Source organism: Thalassospira sp. GO-4 (assembly GCF_023588965.1).
GTDB lineage: Bacteria > Pseudomonadota > Alphaproteobacteria > Rhodospirillales > Thalassospiraceae > Thalassospira > Thalassospira povalilytica.
The window spans coordinates 3455328-3475669 of the sequence record NZ_CP097807.1; the positions used below are offsets into that span (position 1 = coordinate 3455328).

Consider the following 20342-nt stretch of genomic DNA (forward strand, 5'->3'; position numbering starts at 1 on the left):
AGGACCCAGGGTACTCCCAAATCGAAGGTTCGAGGTTCGCAATGGCGATATTTGGTGGTTCGAAAACAGGAATCAAAAAGGCGCTGGACGTGGTTCTGGCTGCGGCAGAAGGTGATTACGAAGCCCGTATCACCAATGTCGACAGTCATCCCGACATGCGCGACCTGTTTATTGCGATCAACCGTCTGATCGATCGGAATGACGCGTTCTTGCGCGAAAGTGCGGCATCGATGGGGGCGGTTTCCGAAAACCGTTATTATCGCCGTATCGTCGAAACCGGGCTGGTCGGGGAATATCTGTCTTCGGCCAAGCGCATCAATGCGGCGACAGCTGCGATCGAACAGAAACTGTCGGGCTTTGCCGAGATTCTTGATGAATTCAAAAGCGGATCGTTCGAAGCGGTTGATGATATTGCCCATGCGGCATCGGCACTGGCCGAAGCATCGGGCGAAGCCAATACCATCGCCCATGAAACCAGCTCCCGCTCGACCAATGTGGCTGCTGCTGCGCGGCAGACCGCAAGCAACGTGACCGAAGTTTCCGCGGCCTCCGAAGAACTCAGCCAGTCGATCCGTGAAGTTTCCGAACAGGCGCGTGAATCCGTTCAGATTGCCAATCGCGCCAACGGCCTTGCCCAGGAAACCGACGGTCGCATCGGCGAACTTGAAGCCGCAGCCGGCGAAATTGTCGAGGTTGTCAGCTTCATCCGTGATATCGCCGCCCAGACCAACCTTCTGGCGCTGAATGCGACCATTGAGGCCGCGCGTGCTGGCGAAGCAGGCAAAGGCTTTGCCGTGGTTGCCAACGAGGTCAAGGGCCTTGCCAACCAGACCAGCAAGGCAACCGAAAGCATCGAGGAAAAGGTTCAGGACATCCAGAATGCAATCGGTCAGTCGGTTGCGGCAATCCGCGAGATTGCCGGTGTGATTGATGATCTTGCCGCGCGGTCCGATACGATTTCGGGCAATGTTGAAACGCAGGCCAATCTGTCATCGAACATCACGCGCAATGTCGAACAGGCATCAAGCGGCGCACAGGAAGTGACCGATAACATCACGGTTGTTTCCGACATGGCCGGACGTACCGGCGAGGCCGCAGATACCACACGTGAAATGGCAGACCGTCTGGCAGAGCAGTCGGAAAATCTGCGCAAGCATCTGGGCGGGTTCCTCGATACCATCGAAAAGCTGCTTTATACCGCCAAGAAATAGCCGCTTTCACCGTGCAACACATAGACAGGGTGTCAGTGTGACACCCTGTTGTTATCTTGAAACAAGGAAACGGGGCGATGCGCGTCTTTTTCAATTCCCGCCACGATGCCCATGACGGTGCGGGCGAAATGCATCATGGACGCATGGTGCCCTGTTTTGAAAATGCCCGGCGCATTCCGATCATTCGTGATGCGGTGGCCCATGCGGTCAAGGCGCAGCTGGTTGATCCGGCCGATCACGGGATGGACCCGATCCGCGCCATTCACGATCCCGACTATCTCGATTTCGTCGAAAATGCCTGGTCGGAATGGACCAGGGCCGGCAAGACCGGCGATGCCTTTCCCTATGTCTGGCCGACAGCCGGTTTTTCGGGCGGCAATCCAAAGCATATCAGTGCGCGTCTGGGGCAGTTCGCCATTTCAAGCGATACCCCGATTACGCAAGGCACCTGGAAAGCGGCCTATTGGGGCGCGCAGACCGTAACATCGGCCGCCGATGCCACCTGGAATGATGGCGAGGCATCCTTTGCCCTGACCCGTCCGCCGGGGCATCATGCACATGGCAACCGTTATGGCGGATATTGCTTCCTGAACAATTCGGCGATTGCTGCCCAGCAGATGATCACCAAGGGCGCGAAAAAGGTCGCGATCCTGGATATCGATTACCATCATGGCAACGGCACGCAGGATATTTTCTATGAGCGTGGTGATGTTCTGACCATCTCGATCCATGCGGACCCGACCCATCAGTTCCCGTTCTTTATGGGCTATGCCAACGAAACCGGACGCAATGACGGGGCAGGTGCCAACCTGAATATCCCGCTTGCCGGGGGAAGCGATTTCGGGGCGTGGGGGCAGGGCTTTGCCAAGGCGATGCAAAAGCTTGTTACCTGGCAACCCGATGCGCTGGTCATCGCACTTGGCGTTGACGCGCACGAGGCCGAACCGATCTGTGATTTCAAACTCCAGACCGATGATTTCAACCGGATCGGTCAGATGATCGGGCGGTTGGGCCTTAAGACCGTGTTTGTGATGGAAGGCGGCTATGCCCATGATGTGATCGGGCTGAATGTCGCCGCAGTACTTTCGGGATATCTGGATCAGGCGAAGCGCTGATTTTTGAATATCATTTGAATGTCAAAACGCCCCGTGCAGTTCGCCGGGGCGTTTTGTTTTGGTGACCTAGCGTTCCCAGGGCGGGGTGCCGCCAAATTCGGATACCAGAAAATCGACAAAGGCCCGTACACGGGTCGGAAGGTAGCGGTTTTCCGGATATAGCGTATAGACCGCATGTGACGGTGGTTGGTAGTCGGGCAATACGACCTTGAGTTTGCCATCACGGATATATTCGCCGACTTCCCAGTTCGATTTCAGTGAAATGCCATGCCCGTCAAGACACCAGCGGGTCAGCACTTCGCCATTATCTGAATCCATTGATCCCGATACGGCCAGTGTGACCGGTGCATCGTCACTATTGGGGCCGGTCAGGGTCCATTGATATTGTCGCGATCCCGGAAAACGCAGCAGCAGACAATTGTGGTTCATCAGGTCGGCGGGTATTTGCGGCGTGCCGTGCTTTGCCAGATAATCGGGGCTTGCGACCAGCATGCGCCTGTTGGCGGCAAGTTTGCGGACGATCAGGGAGCTTTCCTTAAGCTCGGCAATGCGGATGGCAAGATCGACCTTGTCCTGCAACAGATCGAGAAGCCGGTCGGACAGGTGCAGCCGGATCTGCACATCCGGGTTCATTTCAACGAATTTCGGAATGATCGGGGCGATATATTTATTGCCAAACGCCACCGGGCAGGTCAGCGTTACCGGACCGCGTGTGGTGTTTTTCTGATTGGCGATGGCGTTTTCGGCTTCCTGCATTTCGCTAAGGATACGCAGGCAATGGCGGTAATAAACATCCCCCTCGGTCGTCAGGTTGACCCTGCGTGTGGTGCGATTGAGAAGCCGCACACCAAGACGTTCTTCAAGGCGCGCAATCCGGTTCGAGACGACGGCTGCGGAATGACGCAACTCGCGACCGGCAGCAGACAGGTTCCCCAGTTCGGCAACACGGACAAAAATCTGGATGTCCTCAAAATCGGACATGACGCGGGAGGCTCCTGATATGACGTTGTTTTGGCGTTTATTATCGTTTGATATTCTATTCTAGGGTCGAAACCCATGGCCGCACTGTGCCATTTTAAAGAATAGTTTGAAAGTCATTTCGATTACGCTCGATCCCTTAATAATAGAGGCGGCCGCATGCCTATGTTAGGAGAATGTAAGAGATTATTTTGAATGATTCCGGATTGTATGGGGAAATTGCAGCCGGAATCATAACTGTCAGAGGGGCGGCCCGGGCGCGGATCTTGATCATCCGCAGGCGGGCGAGACGGAGGTTTCAGACACCGTGGATATTCTGTTTCAGGACTGGATCAATCTGATCCTGCGCTGGGCGCATCTGATTACGGGCATCGCCTGGATCGGGTCTTCGTTCTATTTCGTGTGGCTGGATCTGAGTTTGCGCAAACGTCCGGGCATGGATGAAGGCGTCTATGGCGAAGCCTGGATGGTCCATGGTGGCGGGTTCTATCACGTCAATAAATGGATGGTCGCACCAAGTTCGATGCCGCCGGAACTGCACTGGTTCAAATATGAAGCCTATTTCACCTGGCTGACCGGTTTTGCGCTTTTGGTGACCATGTATTACTGGAGCGCTGAGAGCTATCTGATTGATCCGGGCGTTCTGGCATTGACCAAGATGGATGCGATCCTGATCGGGCTTGGCAGCCTGTTTGCCGGCTGGGTGATCTATGACATCATCTGCAAAAGTTCGATCGGCAAGCGGACCGATACGCTGGCGATTGCGCTGTTTATCCTGATCATGGTGGCGAGCTATCTGTTCACCCATGTCTTTAGCGGGCGTGGCGCGTTTATTCATGTCGGTGCGATGATTGGCACGATCATGGCAGCCAACGTGTTTCGCATCATCATCCCGAACCAGAAAAAGGTTGTCGCCAGCCTGATGGCCGGTGAAAAACCCGATCCCAAACTGGGGCTTCAGGCCAAGCAGCGTTCAACGCACAATAACTATCTGACGCTGCCGGTGTTGCTGATGATGATCAGCAACCATTATTCGATGCTGTTTTCCCATGATCAGTCGTGGCTGATCGTTGGTCTGATCCTGATCATCGGTGGTCTGGTGCGCCATTTCTTCAATACCCGCAATGCCGGTGGGACGGGCAAGGCAATTGTCTGGCAACTGCCCGCCGCCGGTGTCGGCATGGCGATTTTGGCGATGTTTGCATCCTATGACCCCAATGCGGTCAAGTTGGCAGACGAGGATATCATCACGGCCGATCATGCCCTGGCGATTGTACAGACCCGATGCAGCACCTGTCATTCCGCCAATCCGCGCGATGAAGGCTTTGACGAGGCCCCGGCAGGGGTGATGTTTGATGATCTGGCCCAGATCGAAGCCAATGCCCAGCGTATTCTGGCACAAGCCGTAATTGGCCGGGCCATGCCGCTTGGCAATATCACCGAAATGACGGACGAGGAACGCGCCCAGCTCGGCCAGTGGATCCGTGCGGGCATGCCTGAATAAGGGTATTTTCCCATCCCGGTTCATCAGCAGAAAGGGCGGTCGCGTGATGCGGCCGCCCTTTTGCGTTAATGTGCTGGGTGGGGGGCGTGAAGTGATCAGACGTCGGCGCGATAATTCATCGGCACCCAGTCATACATGGTCGCGTCTTCGCGGACGTGACCGATGCCCGGAAACGCAATATGGCACCCGGCAACCAGATATTTTTCCGAAACGGCCTCGGCAAAGGCTGCTTCACGCGACTTGATGGCAAGATCGGGATCGCTGTCAAAGGCGATAGCAACACCGGGTTCATCAAACTGAACAACGTCGCCATGGGTGATGTCGCCCCAATAGACAAACTTCTCGCCCTTGCTTTCGATCCAAAGCGCGCTGTGCCCCGGCGTATGGCCCGGACGGAAGGTCGTGTTGATCAGGCCGGGGATGGCCGGTGCGTTGGGGGCAAAGTTCTGAAAGGCGTTGCTGTCGATATAGGGTTTAAGGGAGGCCGCCGCCTGATCAAAGAAGTCCTTGGCATCGTCGGGGGCCGCGGCCTTGCTTTCGGCACTCAGCCAGAAATCGGCATCGGGTTGCGGGACATGGACCGTGGCATTGGCAAAGACCTTTTTGCCGCCAAGGGTCAGACCGCCGGTATGATCAGGATGGACATGGGTGATGACAACATCATCAATCTGATCGGGGTGATAGCCTGATGCGATGATGTTGGCCGGAAGTTTGCCCAGTGCCGGACCCATCAGATCGCTGGTGCCAGCATCAAGCAATACCAGGCGGTCGCCGAAATTCAGCAAGTAGGTGTTGACCGAAAGATGGGTGGGCGTGCCCTGAAACGCGTTAGCAAGGGCAAGGCGCGCCTGTTCAGGCGTGGTGTTAAGATAAAGGTCGGCAATCGGAAACAGACCAACGCCATCAGAAAGGGCGGTGACTTCGACATCACCCACCATCAGCCGGTAGTAGCCCGGTGCCTGTGTGCCGACCAAAGGGGCCTTTGCCTTGGCCGTCAGCGGCACGAAGACCGTGCTGCCAATCGCGCCGACGGCACCGGCGGCAAGCGTACCCTTAAGCAATTCGCGACGTGATAACATTTTCTTCTCCCTCAAATCGTGCCGGTGGGGAACCGGCGGGTTGTAAGCTTCTGGGGAAAAGCTATAGTGGGTTCAGTCAGTAATCAAATCGATGCCAGTCATGGATAATATTGATCATTTCAATTTACGGTCCTTTGATCTCAACCTCATGATCGCGTTTGACGCAATGATGCAAGAGATGAGTGTCACCAAGGCGGCGGAAAAGCTGCGCATTGGCCAGTCCGCGATGAGCCACAATTTATCGACCCTGCGCATGTTGCTGGCCGATGAATTGTTCGTGCGTGTGGGTCAAAAAATGCAACCGACCGCCAAGGCGCGTGCATTGGCAGGGCCGGTGCGAACCGCACTTTCACAGGCGCAGAATGCCCTTCAGGCGACCGATTGTTTTGATCCGGCCAAGGCCGAGCGGGTATTTCGTCTGGGTGTGACCGGTGAAATGGAAATGATCCTGTTGCCGGAACTGGTGCGCCATCTTCAGCGTGAAGCGCCGGGCACCAAGATTTTAAGTCGTTCGATTACGACCGATACCGTCGATACCATGATCAATAATGGCGAGATTGATCTGGCAATCGGGTGCAAGACCCAGCTGCAAACCGGTTATCATGGGGAATTGTTGTTCAATTCCGAAGTGGCATGTTGCTTTAACCCTGAGCTGACGGGGCTGAGTGCGCCGATCACCCGTGCACAATATCTGGCGTCCCGTCATGCGGTGTTGTCGCAAACCGAAAATGTCGCTGGATGTGTTGGCGCGGCTTTGCAGGGGGTGGGCATTGATCTGAATGTTGTGATGGCGGCACCAGATTTTATGCCGCTTTTGGCCGCAGCGCGTAATTCTCCGGTCGTGGCAACCGTGCCTTGCCGGATTGCGATTCAGTATGCGCCGCTATTCGGGCTTTCATTCTGTCCGATGCCGATTGATATTGGATTTCCGCCGGTGACCATGAACTGGGCGGTGTGGACGGACAAGGATGTCGGCCTGGTTTGGCTGCGTGATCAGATCCGTGGCGTGATTGACGCGATTGATCCGGACCGGATGTTCCTTGCCGCAGAATAGTCAGCAGTGAAAATTATGACGCCCCACCGGGGACCGGCGGGGCGGGAAGCTGCCCGCAAGGTGGTGGATTGTGGTGCAATAACCGCAATGAAGGCGAGGTCAGATCGTGGTCTGACCCGAAACTTCCACCTTTCAAATAAGCGGCGAAGAATGTGGCGTCAATGTGATTAAAAAGTAATCATTTTTTAATCTGTGATTGAAAAATAGCCATCAAAAATGCGGATGGCGCAAATATTATCCTTAGATCGGGTGTAAAATAGTCGCATATTGCGTGGGAATCCCTCGATTCTTGATTTTATTCTACCGCCAAAAGAATCTGGCACGGTTTTAGCAAGTATCACTGCGGTGCAATAAACTCGCAGTGGAGGCTATAAATGAATAAGAAGCTTCAGGCGCTTGTCGGCGCTGGGGCCATGGCATGGTCGGCAATGGCCATGTCAGCCGCACAGGCAGCAGATACCATCAAGGTCGGTGTGCTGCACTCTCTTTCGGGTACGATGGCGATTTCTGAAACCACGCTCAAGGACACCGTCCTGATGCTGGTGGATGATCTGAACAAGAATGGCGGTTTGCTTGGCAAACAGGTCGAAGCTGTGGTCGTTGACCCGGCATCGGACTGGCCGCTTTTCGCCGAAAAGGCACGTGAACTGATCGAAAAAGATCAGGTTTCGGTTGTTTTCGGTTGCTGGACCTCGGTTTCGCGCAAATCGGTTCTGCCGGTATTTGAAGAACTCAACAGCATGCTGTTCTATCCGGTTCAGTATGAAGGCGAGGAAAGCTCGCGCAATGTGTTCTATACCGGTGCCGCGCCGAACCAGCAGGCCATTCCGGCTGTTGATTACCTGATGAGCGAAGATGGCGGTTCTGCAGAACGTATCGTTCTTCTGGGGACGGACTATGTCTATCCGCGTACGACCAACAAAATCCTGCGTTCCTACCTGAACGGCAAGGGGATCTCCGATGAAGACATCATGGAGAACTACACCCCGTTCGGTCATTCCGACTGGCAGTCGATTGTTGCGGATGTGAAGGCATTTGCATCGGCCGGCAAGAAAACCGCCGTGGTTTCGACCATCAATGGTGACGCGAACGTTCCGTTCTACAAGGAACTGGCAAACCAGGGCATCAAGGCCGAAGACATTCCGGTTGTTGCATTCTCGGTCGGTGAAGAAGAGCTGGCCGGTATCGATACCGCGCCGCTGGTTGGTCATCTGGCTGCCTGGAACTATTTCCAGTCGGTTGAGTCTGATGCCAATACTGCCTTCATCGAAAAGTGGCATGCCTTCATCGGTGATGAAAGCCGCGTGACCAACGACCCGATGGAAGCAACCTATATCGGCTTTAACATGTGGAAACAGGCTGTCGAACAGGCTGGCACCACCGATGTCGATGCGGTTCGCCAGGCAATGTATGGCCAGAAAGTTGCCAACCTGACCGGTGGCACGGCTGTCATGAACACCAACCACCACCTGTCCAAGCCGGTTCTGATCGGTGAAGTCCAGGATGATGGCCAGTTCGACATTGTTTGGGAAACCGAAGGCACCGTCGTTGGCGATGCATGGTCGGACTTCCTGCCTGAAAGCGCAAAGCTGACCGCCGACTGGACCTATCCGTGGGTCTGCGGCAACTGTGAAAAACCGATGTACTAATTGGTTTTTGGATGGGCCGGTCGTGAACGCGCGACCGGCCCGTTCTTTATCGGGGCGGGATCAGATCCCGGATCCTGATGATTTCTTTTCTTAATTTTCCAGTTTGAATTCAAAGGTTTGGTGATCATGCGCAATGACATTTTATCAGTGCTGCGCCGTTCTCCGTTTTCAATGTGCAAGATGCATGAAATTGCCTCCCGTGTGATGGGGGTGCTGGGATTTGTTGTGGTGTTGGCGGCTTTTGTTCCCGATACCGCACAGGCCTTTAGCGACGAAGAACTTCGTAATATTGCCGAGCAGCTTGACGATAAAAGTGCGACCAAAAAGGTTGCGGTGATCGAAGAAATGGCGGCCGATGGCGACCCACGTGTTGCCCCGATCTTAAAAGCGATGCTTGACGGTGATCTTTATGTGCGTGACAGCGACGAGCATGTCGTGATCGCCACCAAAAAGGGCAAGGTTTACACCCATATCGACATTGTAAGCGGCGAAGTTGCCGGTGAAAGCAGTTCCAAGGAGCTGTCGAAGATCAAGATCAATAACCGTTTGCGCGGGGCGCTGCGCGATGCGTTGGCGACACTGAACCTGTTCAGTCCGGACTTGGCCGTGCGCAGTGCGGCGGTCGAACAGATCATGGATGCCCGTGATCCGGCGATGTTGCCATTGCTGTTGCGGGCAATTGATCGCGAAGAGGACGAAACCCTTTTGGCCCGCATGCAACTGGCCGAAGCAACCATGGCGCTGGCGGCTGGTGAAACCACAGATGAACGTCTGGCCGCGATTGCCGTTCTGGCCAGTGAGACCACCCCGCAAATTCGCGCGGTGCTGTCGCAATTTGTTTCCAGTGCCGAGGCCGAAGGATATCAGCCCGAAGTCGTCGCCGCGGCAAAAGACGCGCTTGCCTCGGTCGAACGGCGCCTGTCCACATGGCAGACGGTTGGCGATGTTTATCGGGGTATCAGCCTGGGCTCGGTCCTGTTGCTGGCGGCTGTCGGTCTTGCCATTACCTTTGGCGTGATGGGCGTGATCAATATGGCGCATGGCGAAATGATCATGATTGGTGCCTATACCACTTTTGTGGTCCAGCAGGCGCTGGCGCCATTTTTGTCATCGGGATCGGCTTGGTCACTTGCCATTTCTGTTCCGGCGGCATTTCTTGTGGCCGGGGCGGTCGGGGTTGTCATTGAACGGTGCGTGATCCGGTTCCTTTATGGCCGTCCGCTTGAAACCCTGCTGGCGACATGGGGGGTAAGTCTTGTTCTTCAGCAGGCCATCCGTTCGATTTTCGGTGCAACCAACCAGCAGGTTACCGCACCCGATTTCATGAGTGGAGCGATTGAATTTTCGACCGGTCTTGTCCTGACCTATAACCGTCTCTGGATCATCCTGTTCAGCGTGATTGTGGTGGCCGGGATTGCCGCGGTTCTGCGTTACACGGCCTTCGGGCTTCAGATGCGCGCGGTAACGCAAAACCGCCGCATGGCCGGATCGGTTGGCATTCGCACCGGTTACGTCGATGCGCTGACATTCGGACTTGGTTCGGGGATTGCCGGGATTGCCGGTGTGGCATTGAGCCAGATTTCAAACGTCAGCCCGAACCTTGGTCAGACCTATATCATCGACAGTTTCATGGTGGTGGTGTTTGGCGGGGTCGGAAACCTGTGGGGGACGGTTCTGGGCGCCTTCAGCCTTGGCATCGTCAACAAGTTCCTTGAGCCGATGGCAGGGGCGGTTCTGGCCAAGATCTTTGTCCTGATCGCGCTGATCCTGTTTATCCAGAAACGACCCAAGGGCCTGTTTGCCCTTAAAGGTCGCGCGGTGGAGGCCTGATCCATGACCGATTATCGTCAAAAATACAAAATGACGCCGGTTGTTGGCTGGCTCCTTAATGACCGGGGCGGGATGACGCTTCTGGCGATCCTGATTGCGGCGGCCATTCTGGTGCCTGTTGGCAATCTGCTGGTTCCCGAAAGTTCGGCCTTTCATGTGCCGACCTGGATGGTCAGCCTTCTGGGCAAGTATCTTTGCTATGCGCTTTTGGCGTTAAGTGTCGATCTGATCTGGGGCTTTTGTGGCATTTTGTCGCTGGGGCATGGCGCGTTCTTTGCGTTGGGCGGCTATACCATGGGCATGTATCTGATGCGTCAGATCGGCGATCGCGGGGTTTATGGCGATCCGATCCTGCCGGATTTCATGGTGTTCCTGAACTGGAAGGAACTGCCCTGGTACTGGTACGGCTTTGACATGTTCTGGTTTGCCATTGTCATGGCGATGTTTGTACCGGGGCTTTTGGCCTTTGTTTTCGGGTTCCTGGCGTTCCGGTCGCGTGTGACAGGTGTTTATCTTTCGATCATTACGCAGGCCATGACCTATGCGCTGTTGCTCGCCTTTTTCCGCAACGATATGGGCTTTGGCGGCAATAACGGCCTGACGGATTTCAAGGATTTGCTGGGCTTCTCGTTGCAGTCCGATGGCACGCGTGCCGGGTTGTTTGTAGCATCCTGTGTGTTTCTTGGTCTTTGTTATATCGTGGCGCGCGGCATTACCCAGTCACGTCTGGGCAAGGTTCTGATTGCCATTCGTGATGCCGAAAGCCGGGTGCGTTTCACCGGTTACCGGGTGGAATATTACAAGCTGTTTGTCTTTACCGTTTCTGCTGTGATGGCGGGGATTGCCGGCGCGCTTTATGTGCCGCAGGTTGGCATCATCAATCCGGGTGAATTTGCCCCGGCGCTTTCGATTGAAATCGTCATCTGGGTCGCGGTCGGCGGGCGTGGCACCCTTTATGGGGCGGTGCTTGGCGCGTTTATTGTCAACTATGCCAAGACCTTCTTTACCGGGGTGATGCCGGATTTCTGGCTGTTCTTCCTTGGTGGTTTGTTCATTGCCGTGACGCTGTTCCTACCAAAAGGGGTGATTGGTGCGGTCCCGGCATTTGGTGCAGCAGATCGCCAGTCATTCTTCACGACATGGCGCAAACGTATTGCCGAACGCCGCGCAAATGAAGGAGGTAAGGCATGAGCGAAGCTGCTGTCATGGAAAAAAGTGCCTCGATGGAGCCGCAGGTCAAATCGGCGCGGGCGGAAACCATTTTGTATGTCGACGGAGTTTCGGTGACCTTTGACGGGTTCCGGGCACTGAATAATCTGTCCTTTTATGTCGAGCCGGGCGAACTTCGCGCCATCATTGGTCCGAACGGCGCGGGCAAGACCACGATGATGGATATCATCACCGGCAAGACGCGGCCTGATACCGGCGATGTCTTGTTCAAAAGCGAGATCGATCTGACCAAAATGGACGAGGCCGAGATCGCCAATCTTGGCATCGGGCGCAAGTTCCAGAAGCCGACCGTGTTTGAAAGCCACACGGTTTTTGACAACCTGCTTCTGGCCTGTTCGGGCGGGCGCGGGGTGTTTCAGGCACTGTTCCATCGCCTGAGCGATGCCGAAAAGATCAGGATCGAAAAGACCCTGATCACCATCATGCTTGAGGACAAGCGCGATGAAATGGCCGCCAACCTGTCACACGGTCAGAAGCAGTGGCTCGAAATCGGGATGCTGTTGATGCAGGAGCCCGAATTGCTTCTGGTCGATGAGCCGGTTGCCGGGATGACCGATTCCGAAACCGAGGAAACGGCAAAGCTTTTGCGGTCGATTGCCAAGGATCGTTCGGTCGTCGTGGTCGAACATGACATGGAATTTGTCCGTGACCTTGATTGCAAGGTGACGGTTCTGCATGAAGGATCGGTTCTGGCCGAGGGCCGACTTGATCATGTGCAAAAAGACCCGCGGGTCATTGAAGTCTATCTGGGCCGCTAGGGAGGTGCTGGAACATGCTTGATGTCAGCAATATTGATCTGTTTTACGGCGCGTCCCATGCCTTGCGCAAAGTGTCGCTGAATGCCCGGACCGGCAAGGTAACCGCGGTTTTGGGGCGGAACGGAGTTGGCAAAACATCGCTGATGCGCGCCGTCGTCGGCCAGCACCCGATTGCCGACGGTAATATTAAATGGGAAGGCAAGGATATCTCGCGCGATCCGTCCTGGCGCCGGTCGGCGAACGGGATTGCCATTGTGCCCCAGGGGCGCGAGATTTTCCCGCTTCTGACCGTGAAGGAAAATCTGGAAACCGGGTTTGCCGCCCTTCCGCGTGCCTTGCGTCATATCCCTGATGAAATATTCGAACTGTTCCCGGTTTTACGCGACATGCTGGGGCGTCGTGGTGGGGATCTTTCGGGCGGGCAGCAGCAGCAGCTTGCCATCGGGCGTGCGCTTGTGACCCGTCCAAGGTTGCTGGTGCTTGATGAACCGACCGAGGGTATTCAGCCATCAATCATCAAGGATATTCAGCGCGTCATCAAACAGTTGGCCGATCGCGGCGATATGGCGATCCTGCTGGTCGAGCAATATTTCGAATTTGCCCATGAACTGGCCGACGAGATTGTCGTGCTGGAACGTGGCGAGGTCGTTTTGTCCGGGGCGAAGGAAACACTCGACCGGGAAAAAGTGCGCGCCTATCTGACTGTTTGATCAGCATTTGCCAAAAAATTGCGCAGCTTTCGCGTGATTGATCAGACCATTGCCCGCCCGATCCCCGCCAAAACCGGGGTCTGGCGGGGATCGGGCGGTTGGCCCGCATCTTGCTGTTACGGCCCTTGGAATTGCCGGAAAACGGTATCAGGTTCATCAAACGAACCGCAATGATCAGGTGGCTTTGTGCAGCTTAGCAAACTCGAAACCCCGATATCTGCGTCCCCCAATGCAGATACAGCAACGAACGGAACGCCCGCGCGCATCATTACCGATGGCCGTGCTGAGGTAACGTTCCGCCAGGGTTCCGGCCCGGCCCATCAGGGCGGGCATGCGGCACTTGATCATCTTTATTACCGTGATCCGATGAAAATCCTGTTCCCGCGTCCGGTGGCGGGGGATTTGACGACGGCGGTTCTGGTGACGACATCGGGCGGGATGGTTGGCGGCGACAAGCTTGCCTTTGCCGGCAAGGTCGAGGCGGGTACATCCGCCCTTTTCACCGCCCAAGCCGCCGAGAAAGTTTATCGATCCGTCGGGCCCGATTGTGAAATGTCGGTTGATCTGACGGTTGAAGATGGCGGTTGGCTTGAATGGTTGCCCCATGAAAGCATCCTGTTTGATCAGGCACGGTTAAAGCGCAAAACCACGATTGCAGCAGCCGGATCAGGCCGGGTTCTTGCAGGTGAGATGATGGTGTTTGGGCGCCTTGCGCGCGGCGAAGTGTTTAAAACCGGACTGGCGCGCGACGCATGGGATGTGTCGATTGACGGACGTCCGGTGTGGCGGGATGCGCTGCATCTTGAAGGCGATGTGTTGCGCATTCTTGATCATGCGGCGGCCTTTGATGGCGCACGCGCCAATGCCACGGCCATTCTGGTCGGGCACGGGGTCGAAGATCACCTTGATGATGCGCGTGAATGTCTTGAACAGGCATCAGCGGGGCTTGCAAGGGATGATGTCCTGTGTGGGGCGACTGCGATGAAGGGCATTGTGATTGCGCGTTTCATGGCGCGTGAACCGATGAAATTGCGCCGGGTATACGGTGCTTGGTGGAAACAATTCCGCCACAAGACACGGGGGCTTCCCGAACGTTTGCCGCGTTTGTGGGAGATTTAAAACGGTGGATCCAGGGAGTAGGCAGGCATGAATTTGACGCCACGCGAAAAGGACAAGCTGCTGGTTTCGGTTGCGGCGATGGTCGCACGCAATCGCCTTGAAAGGGGGGTAAAGCTTAATTACCCCGAAGCCATCGCAATCATCACCGATTATGTCGTCGAAGGGGCGCGTGATGGCAAATCTGTTGCGGCTTTGATGCGCGACGGGGCCACCGTGATTTCGCGCGATCAGGTGATGGATGGCATTGCCGAAATGATCCATGAAATCCAGGTCGAAGCAACGTTCCCGGACGGGACGAAGCTTGTGACCGTTCACGAACCGATCCGTTAAGGGGGTAAGCACATGATTCCAGGTGAAATCATTACCAAGGAAGGCACCCTTATTCTTAACGAGGGGCGCGAAACCAAAACCATCATGGTGGCCAATACCGGGGATCGTCCGGTGCAGGTCGGATCGCATTATCATTTCTATGAAACCAATCCGGGTCTTGATTTCGACCGCGAAGCCGCCCGCGGTTTCCGCCTTGATATCCCGGCCGGGACCGCAGTCCGGTTCGAGCCGGGCCAGTCGCGCGAAGTCAATCTGGTGAAATATGCCGGGTCCGGCACGGTTTACGGCTTTAACGCCAAAATCAACGGCAAGCTCTAAGCAAGGGGGAACGAGACATGGCATATGAAATTGATCGTCCATCCTATGCGGCGATGTTTGGTCCGACCGTTGGCGACAAAGTCCGTCTGGCCGATACCGACCTGATCATCGAGGTCGAAAAGGATTTCACCACCCTTGGCGAAGAAGTGAAGTTCGGCGGTGGCAAGGTTATCCGTGACGGCATGGGCCAGTCACAGGCAACCCGCGCCGAAGGGGCGGTTGATACCGTGATCACCAATGCGCTGATCCTTGATTATACCGGGATTGTCAAAGCCGATATCGGCATCACCGGTGGGCGCATTGCCGGGATCGGCAAGGCCGGAAACCCGGATGTTCAGCCCGGTGTTGATATCATTATCGGCCCGGGGACCGAGGTTATTGCCGGTGAAGGCAATATCATCACCGCGGGCGGGATTGATGCCCATATTCACTGGATTTGCCCGCAACAGGTTGAAGACGCCCTTTATTCCGGCGTCACCAGCATGCTGGGCGGTGGCACCGGCCCGGCGGCGGGTACGAACGCCACCACTTGTACGCCCGGTCCCTGGCATATTGCCCGGATGTTGCAGGCTGCCGACGGCATTCCGATGAATATCGGTTTCTTTGGCAAGGGGAATGCAACCCTTCCGGGATCGCTGATCGAACAGATCAAGGCAGGCGCCTGTGGCCTTAAGCTTCATGAAGACTGGGGCACGACACCGGCCGCCATTGATACCTGCCTTTCGGTTGCCGATGATCTTGACGTTCAGGTCATGATCCATACCGATACGCTGAATGAAAGCGGCTTTGTCGAACATACCCGCGCATCGTTCAAGGGGCGCACCATTCACACCTTCCATACCGAGGGTGCTGGTGGTGGCCATGCGCCGGATATCATCAAGCTGTGTGGCGAAGCCAACGTTCTGCCAAGCTCGACCAACCCGACACGTCCATTCACGGTCAACACGATTGACGAGCATCTGGACATGTTGATGGTCTGCCATCACCTTGATCCGAAAATCCCTGAAGATGTCGCCTTTGCCGAAAGCCGCATTCGTCGCGAAACCATCGCCGCCGAAGACATCCTGCATGACCTTGGCGCGTTTTCGATCATTTCGTCGGACAGTCAGGCCATGGGCCGTGTGGGTGAAGTCATCACCCGTACCTGGCAGACGGCAGACAAGATGAAAAAGCAGCGCGGGGCACTGCCCGAAGATGCGGGCAAGGGCAATGATAACTTCCGTGCCAAGCGTTACGTCGCCAAATACACCATCAACCCGGCAATCGCGCAGGGCATTGCATCCCATGTCGGGTCGATTGAAGTAGGCAAGATTGCCGATCTTGTGGTCTGGAAACCGATGTTCTTTGGCACCAAGCCCGACATGGTGGTCAAGGCCGGGATGATCATTGCAGCGGCGATGGGCGATCCGAATGCCTCGATCCCGACGCCACAGCCGGTTCATTACCGTCCGATGTTTGGGGCCTATGGCAATGCGCTTGCGAAATCGAGTTTCTCATTCGTATCGCAAGCCGGCATTGATGCCGGAATTGCCGCCGAGTTCGGGCTTTCCAAGGAATTGCTGGCTGTGTCGAACACGCGCGCTATCGGCAAAAAGGACATGAAGCTTAATGATGCGCTTCCGGTCATGGAAGTTGATCCGGAAACCTATCAGGTGACGGCGGATGGTGAACTTCTGACCTGTCAGCCGGTCGATGTTGTGCCGATGGCACAACGTTACTTCCTGTTCTGATCGGATCAGTTTTATGCGTCATGCCATTGAACATATCCCGGTTGATCGCACCGATACATCCGAGGTTCGCGGGACGGTGACACTGGTCTTTTCCGACCGTCACCGCCGCCGTATTCGTCTGCATGATGATGCGGGCGAGCCTTTCCTGCTTGATCTTCCGCATGCGGTGCGTCTGGCCGACGGAGATCGGTTGCGCCTTGTTGATGGCGGGGTGATTGTGGTGCGCGCCGCCGAGGAGCCGGTTCTGACCATCACGGCATCCGGCCCGATTGCCGCGGCCAAGCTGGCCTGGCATATCGGCAACCGCCATACCCCGGTCGAGGTCCTTAAAGATGGGCGGTTGCGCATCATTGATGATCATGTGATGCGAGACATGATTACCGGCCTTGGTGGCGTTGTCGAAAATGAAATCGCGCCGTTCAATCCGCTAAACGGGGCCTATCACGGCCTTAGCGGGGCGCATGGCCATAGTCACGGCAATGATCATTTCGATCATGAGGATCATGACCACAAACAGGGTCATGATCACAGTCATAGCCATTCACACAGCCACGGTGATCACAGTCATTCCCACGCCCATGCCGCAGGGAAACCGCATGACCACTGAAACCCTGACCCTTAACCCCGCGGGCCTGATGCGGTTGATGACCTGGCTTAGTCCGTCATTTCCGGTCGGTGCCTATACCTATTCCCATGGCGTGGAATATGCGGTGGAAGACGGACGGGTAAGCTCGGCCGAAAGCCTGATCAACTGGGTTGAGGGGGTACTGGAATTCGGGGCCGGGCGGATTGATGCGGTGCTGTTTTGTGCGGCATGGCGGGCGACCCTTGCCGGGGATGAGAACGCGCTTTTTGACATCGGTATCGAAGCCGATTGCTGGCGCGGGACTTCTGAAATGGCGTTGGAGGCAACGGCACAGGGACGTGCCTTTGTCTCGACGGTGGAAAAGGTCTGGGGGGACGGGATGCTGTCGCGCTGGGCCAGCCGGATGCGCGGTGATGATCGTTTGCCATCCTATCCGGTAGTGGTCGGTATTGCGGCGGCCGAGGCCAAAGTGCCGCTATGTGATGCCCTGACCGCCTATTTGCATGCCATGGCGGCAAACCTTGTTTCCAGTGCGGTACGTCTGGTGCCGCTTGGTCAGACCGATGGGGTCCGGTCCCTGTCATCCCTTGATCACGCGGTTTCTGTCGCGGTGGATCACGCGATGGCGGCCGAACTTGCCGATCTCGGGGCATCTGCCCCGTTGATCGACTGGACATCGATGAAACACGAAACCCAATATACGAGGCTATTTAGATCATGAGTTCTCCCCTTCGTATCGGAATTGGTGGGCCGGTTGGCTCGGGCAAAACCGCACTTCTGGAGCGCCTGTGCAAAGCCATGCGCGACGAGTTCAATATCGCGGCCATCACCAATGATATCTATACCCGCGAAGATGCCGAATTCATGACCCGGTCGGGCGCATTGGCCCCGGATCGGATTGCCGGTGTTGAAACGGGCGGCTGTCCGCATACCGCCATTCGCGAAGATGCCTCGATCAATCTGGCGGCGGTCGAAGATATGGCTGCCAAACATGCCGGGCTTGAGGCGATCTTTATTGAATCGGGTGGCGATAACCTGTCGGCCACGTTTTCGCCGGAGCTTGCCGACATTACTATTTACGTCATCGACGTGTCGGCCGGGGATAAAATCCCGCGCAAGGGCGGACCGGGCATTACACGATCGGATTTGCTGGTGATCAACAAGACCGATCTCGCACCGCTTGTTGGTGCCGATCTTGGCGTGATGGACCGCGATGCCAGGAAAATGCGCGGGGATCGTCCGTTCCTGTTTACCAATCTCAAGGCCATGGATGGTCTTGAAGACGTCAAGAATTTCATCATCGAGACAGGGGGGCTCCGCCAATCCGCAGCATCCTGATATGGGGATATAAGGATAGCCGCACGGGCATTGCCGGTTACATCAACACGGCATTGACCCAAGGATGACGGGAGCACGCATCGCCCGGCCGGAAACGGTCGGGCGTTTGTGCATTCGGCGATCAAATCAAATATGCAACTTTTTAGTTGCGTAACGGGATTTCTTCTGGCAGGTTAAATGCAACCAGGAGGTTGCGTTATGTCAAATAGCATTGAAAAGTCGATCGAGATCAAAGCATCGCGGTCGCGTGTCTGGAAGGCCCTGACCGATCATCGCCAGTTCGGCGCGTGGTTTGGTGTTGATATCGATGCACCGTTTGCGGTGGGCAAAGTGTCGTCGGGAAAAATCACCATCGAAGGATTCACTCACGTTCCATGGACATCGACGATCAAGGCGATGGAGGAACCGGGGTATTTCGCCTATACATGGCATCCATATGCGGTTGATCCCGACGTGGATTACAGCGATGAACCCGAAACGCTTGTCGAATTCTGGCTGGAAGAAACCGGTGGTCAGACATCGGTCCGGGTGCGCGAAACCGGATTTGACAATTTACCACCCCATCGCATTGCCGATGCGTTGCGGGCCAATACAAATGGCTGGGGTTTCCAGTTGGAAAACATCAAGAAACATGTCGAAAGCTGAACAAAATCCTGTGAATGGTGAACATGGCCGTGATTTTTCGGTCATGTTTGCTGCATTGGGCGATCCGACACGGTTGGCGATCTTTGATCGACTGGCCGATGGCAAGCCGCGTTCGATCTCGGTTCTGTCCGATGATGCCGATATGACGCGCCAGGCCGTGACCAAACATCTGCGGGTGCTTGAAGGCGCCGGTCTGGTGCAAAGCCACAAGGTCGGGCGTGAAAGCCAATATGCCTTTTGCCCCGAACAGCTGGCACAGGCGCGTGCCTATCTCGATCAGGTGGCGGGACGTTGGGAAATGGCCCTGATGCGGCTTAAAACCTTTGTCGAAGGCGATGACAGCTAACTTTTTGATATTCATCGCATAATTGGTGCGCTGCGATATCAGGGGCAAAAGCCCGGTGTCATTTTGCTTGGCGGGATGAAAATTTGCGGTTATCCCATAGCGCGTTGAGCCGGTCGGGCGGACCGGTTAACGAAAGCATCCTTGCGCAAGGGGTTGATGCAGGGATGCTTTATAACGGCAATGGGAACCGTTACATGAAGACCAAAGATATCGTCTATATCGCCTTGTTCGCAGCTTTGACCGCTGTTCTTGGCCTGTTTCCGCCAATCACACTTCCGATTACCGGTGTGCCGGTCACGGCCCAGTCATTGGGACCGATGCTGGCTGGTGCCATTCTGGGGGCGCGTCGTGGCGGCCTTTCGATCGTGCTGTTCCTGGTGCTGGTTGCACTTGGCCTGCCGTTACTGTCGGGTGGTCGCGGTGGTTTTGGCGTGATGATCGGGGTCACCGGCGGATTTATTTTTGGCTGGGCCGTTTCGGCCTTTGTCATCGGGCTTCTGATCGAGAAATTCTGGAACAGCCTGAATGTCATCAAGGCGGCCCTGTCGATCGCCTTTGGCGGGATTGTTGTGCTTTATGCGCTTGGCAATGCCTGGGTCGCGGTCGTGGCTGAAATCAGCTATTGGCAGGCAACCGTTGGTGCCGCACCGTTCCTGATTGGTGATGTAATCAAGGTTGCAATTGCGACTGCGGCCTGTCTTGCGGTGCGCAAGTCCTATCCCTTGATTTCCAAATCAGCCTGACGTTTGATGGGCGCAAGCAGCATTCGCCTTTGCGGTGTGCTTGCGCCCGTTTTATGACCAGACAACTGC

Annotated in this window: 21 protein-coding genes; 19 read left to right on the plus strand and 2 right to left on the minus strand. The window is 55.8% G+C overall.

Annotated features, from left to right (window positions below; genetic code table 11):
* Positions 1–41 precede the first annotated feature (41 nt).
* Together M9H61_RS15965 and M9H61_RS15970 are read left to right on the plus strand one after the other, a co-directional pair.
* Positions 42–1211, plus strand: a complete 1170-nt coding sequence (locus tag M9H61_RS15965) for a methyl-accepting chemotaxis protein (RefSeq protein ID WP_101245273.1) — start codon at positions 42–44, stop codon at positions 1209–1211.
* Positions 1212–1288: 77 nt separating this feature from the next.
* A complete protein-coding gene (locus M9H61_RS15970) occupies positions 1289–2326 on the plus strand; it encodes a histone deacetylase family protein (RefSeq protein WP_250281611.1) in 1038 nt (345 codons plus the stop codon).
* Between the two features lie 66 nt (positions 2327–2392).
* Here the strand turns inward: M9H61_RS15970 and M9H61_RS15975 are convergent, their stop codons facing one another.
* Positions 2393–3307, minus strand: coding sequence for a LysR family transcriptional regulator (locus M9H61_RS15975; RefSeq protein ID WP_206926684.1), 915 nt, complete (start codon positions 3305–3307; stop codon positions 2393–2395).
* A gap of 304 nt (positions 3308–3611) precedes the next feature.
* Between M9H61_RS15975 and M9H61_RS15980 the strand changes: the two genes are divergently transcribed.
* Positions 3612–4808, plus strand: a complete 1197-nt coding sequence (locus M9H61_RS15980) for a urate hydroxylase PuuD (RefSeq protein WP_114112759.1) — start codon at positions 3612–3614, stop codon at positions 4806–4808.
* A gap of 95 nt (positions 4809–4903) precedes the next feature.
* Here the strand turns inward: M9H61_RS15980 and M9H61_RS15985 are convergent, their stop codons facing one another.
* Entirely contained in the window at positions 4904–5887 is a 984-nt protein-coding gene (locus M9H61_RS15985; protein ID WP_250281613.1) for an MBL fold metallo-hydrolase, read from the minus strand.
* 100 nt (positions 5888–5987) lie between these two features.
* Here M9H61_RS15985 and M9H61_RS15990 point away from each other — a divergent pair, with 100 nt between their 5' ends.
* The 16 genes from M9H61_RS15990 to M9H61_RS16065 all read left to right on the plus strand — a co-directional run bounded on the left by M9H61_RS15990 (position 5988) and on the right by M9H61_RS16065 (position 20273).
* Positions 5988–6941, plus strand: coding sequence for a LysR family transcriptional regulator (locus tag M9H61_RS15990; RefSeq protein ID WP_250281615.1), 954 nt, complete (start codon positions 5988–5990; stop codon positions 6939–6941).
* A gap of 374 nt (positions 6942–7315) precedes the next feature.
* Positions 7316–8590, plus strand: coding sequence for an urea ABC transporter substrate-binding protein (gene urtA, locus M9H61_RS15995; RefSeq protein WP_101245277.1), 1275 nt, complete (start codon positions 7316–7318; stop codon positions 8588–8590).
* Positions 8591–8794: 204 nt separating this feature from the next.
* Positions 8795–10420 (plus strand): urea ABC transporter permease subunit UrtB, encoded by a 1626-nt coding sequence (gene urtB / locus M9H61_RS16000; protein ID WP_371922229.1) that lies wholly within the window; start codon positions 8795–8797, stop codon positions 10418–10420.
* A 3-nt stretch (positions 10421–10423) separates the two neighbouring features.
* Entirely contained in the window at positions 10424–11611 is a 1188-nt protein-coding gene (gene urtC / locus M9H61_RS16005; protein WP_250281620.1) for an urea ABC transporter permease subunit UrtC, read from the plus strand.
* A gap of 14 nt (positions 11612–11625) precedes the next feature.
* Positions 11626–12408 carry an urea ABC transporter ATP-binding protein UrtD gene (urtD, locus tag M9H61_RS16010; protein ID WP_371922230.1) on the plus strand — a complete coding sequence of 261 codons (783 nt, stop codon included), beginning with the start codon at positions 11626–11628 and terminating at the stop codon, positions 12406–12408.
* Positions 12409–12422: 14 nt separating this feature from the next.
* Positions 12423–13118: an urea ABC transporter ATP-binding subunit UrtE gene (gene urtE / locus M9H61_RS16015; RefSeq protein WP_250281622.1), complete on the plus strand. Its 696-nt coding sequence runs from the start codon at positions 12423–12425 to the stop codon at positions 13116–13118.
* Between the two features lie 186 nt (positions 13119–13304).
* Positions 13305–14237, plus strand: a complete 933-nt coding sequence (locus tag M9H61_RS16020; protein ID WP_250281623.1) for an urease accessory protein UreD — start codon at positions 13305–13307, stop codon at positions 14235–14237.
* A gap of 27 nt (positions 14238–14264) precedes the next feature.
* The gene (locus tag M9H61_RS16025) at positions 14265–14567 is read left to right on the plus strand and encodes an urease subunit gamma (protein WP_101245281.1); all 303 of its coding nucleotides are present in this window, start codon (positions 14265–14267) and stop codon (positions 14565–14567) included.
* Between the two features lie 12 nt (positions 14568–14579).
* Complete coding sequence (locus tag M9H61_RS16030; protein WP_206926689.1) at positions 14580–14885, plus strand: urease subunit beta; 306 nt, start codon at positions 14580–14582, stop codon at positions 14883–14885.
* A 17-nt stretch (positions 14886–14902) separates the two neighbouring features.
* Positions 14903–16615: an urease subunit alpha gene (gene ureC / locus M9H61_RS16035; protein ID WP_250281625.1), complete on the plus strand. Its 1713-nt coding sequence runs from the start codon at positions 14903–14905 to the stop codon at positions 16613–16615.
* Between the two features lie 13 nt (positions 16616–16628).
* On the plus strand, positions 16629–17222 hold the full coding sequence (locus M9H61_RS16040; protein ID WP_250281628.1) for an urease accessory protein UreE: 594 nt from the start codon (positions 16629–16631) through the stop codon (positions 17220–17222).
* Positions 17212–17922 (plus strand): urease accessory protein UreF, encoded by a 711-nt coding sequence (locus M9H61_RS16045; protein ID WP_250281629.1) that lies wholly within the window; start codon positions 17212–17214, stop codon positions 17920–17922. Before M9H61_RS16040 ends, M9H61_RS16045 begins: the two co-directional genes overlap by 11 nt.
* A complete protein-coding gene (gene ureG / locus M9H61_RS16050) occupies positions 17919–18539 on the plus strand; it encodes an urease accessory protein UreG (RefSeq protein ID WP_101245285.1) in 621 nt (206 codons plus the stop codon). Before M9H61_RS16045 ends, ureG begins: the two co-directional genes overlap by 4 nt.
* A gap of 198 nt (positions 18540–18737) precedes the next feature.
* Positions 18738–19184: an SRPBCC family protein gene (locus M9H61_RS16055; RefSeq protein WP_101245286.1), complete on the plus strand. Its 447-nt coding sequence runs from the start codon at positions 18738–18740 to the stop codon at positions 19182–19184.
* Positions 19171–19530, plus strand: coding sequence for a helix-turn-helix transcriptional regulator (locus M9H61_RS16060; RefSeq protein WP_250281631.1), 360 nt, complete (start codon positions 19171–19173; stop codon positions 19528–19530). Before M9H61_RS16055 ends, M9H61_RS16060 begins: the two co-directional genes overlap by 14 nt.
* Positions 19531–19724: 194 nt before the next feature.
* Complete coding sequence (locus tag M9H61_RS16065; protein ID WP_101245855.1) at positions 19725–20273, plus strand: biotin transporter BioY; 549 nt, start codon at positions 19725–19727, stop codon at positions 20271–20273.
* The last annotated feature ends 69 nt before the right edge of the window (positions 20274–20342 follow it).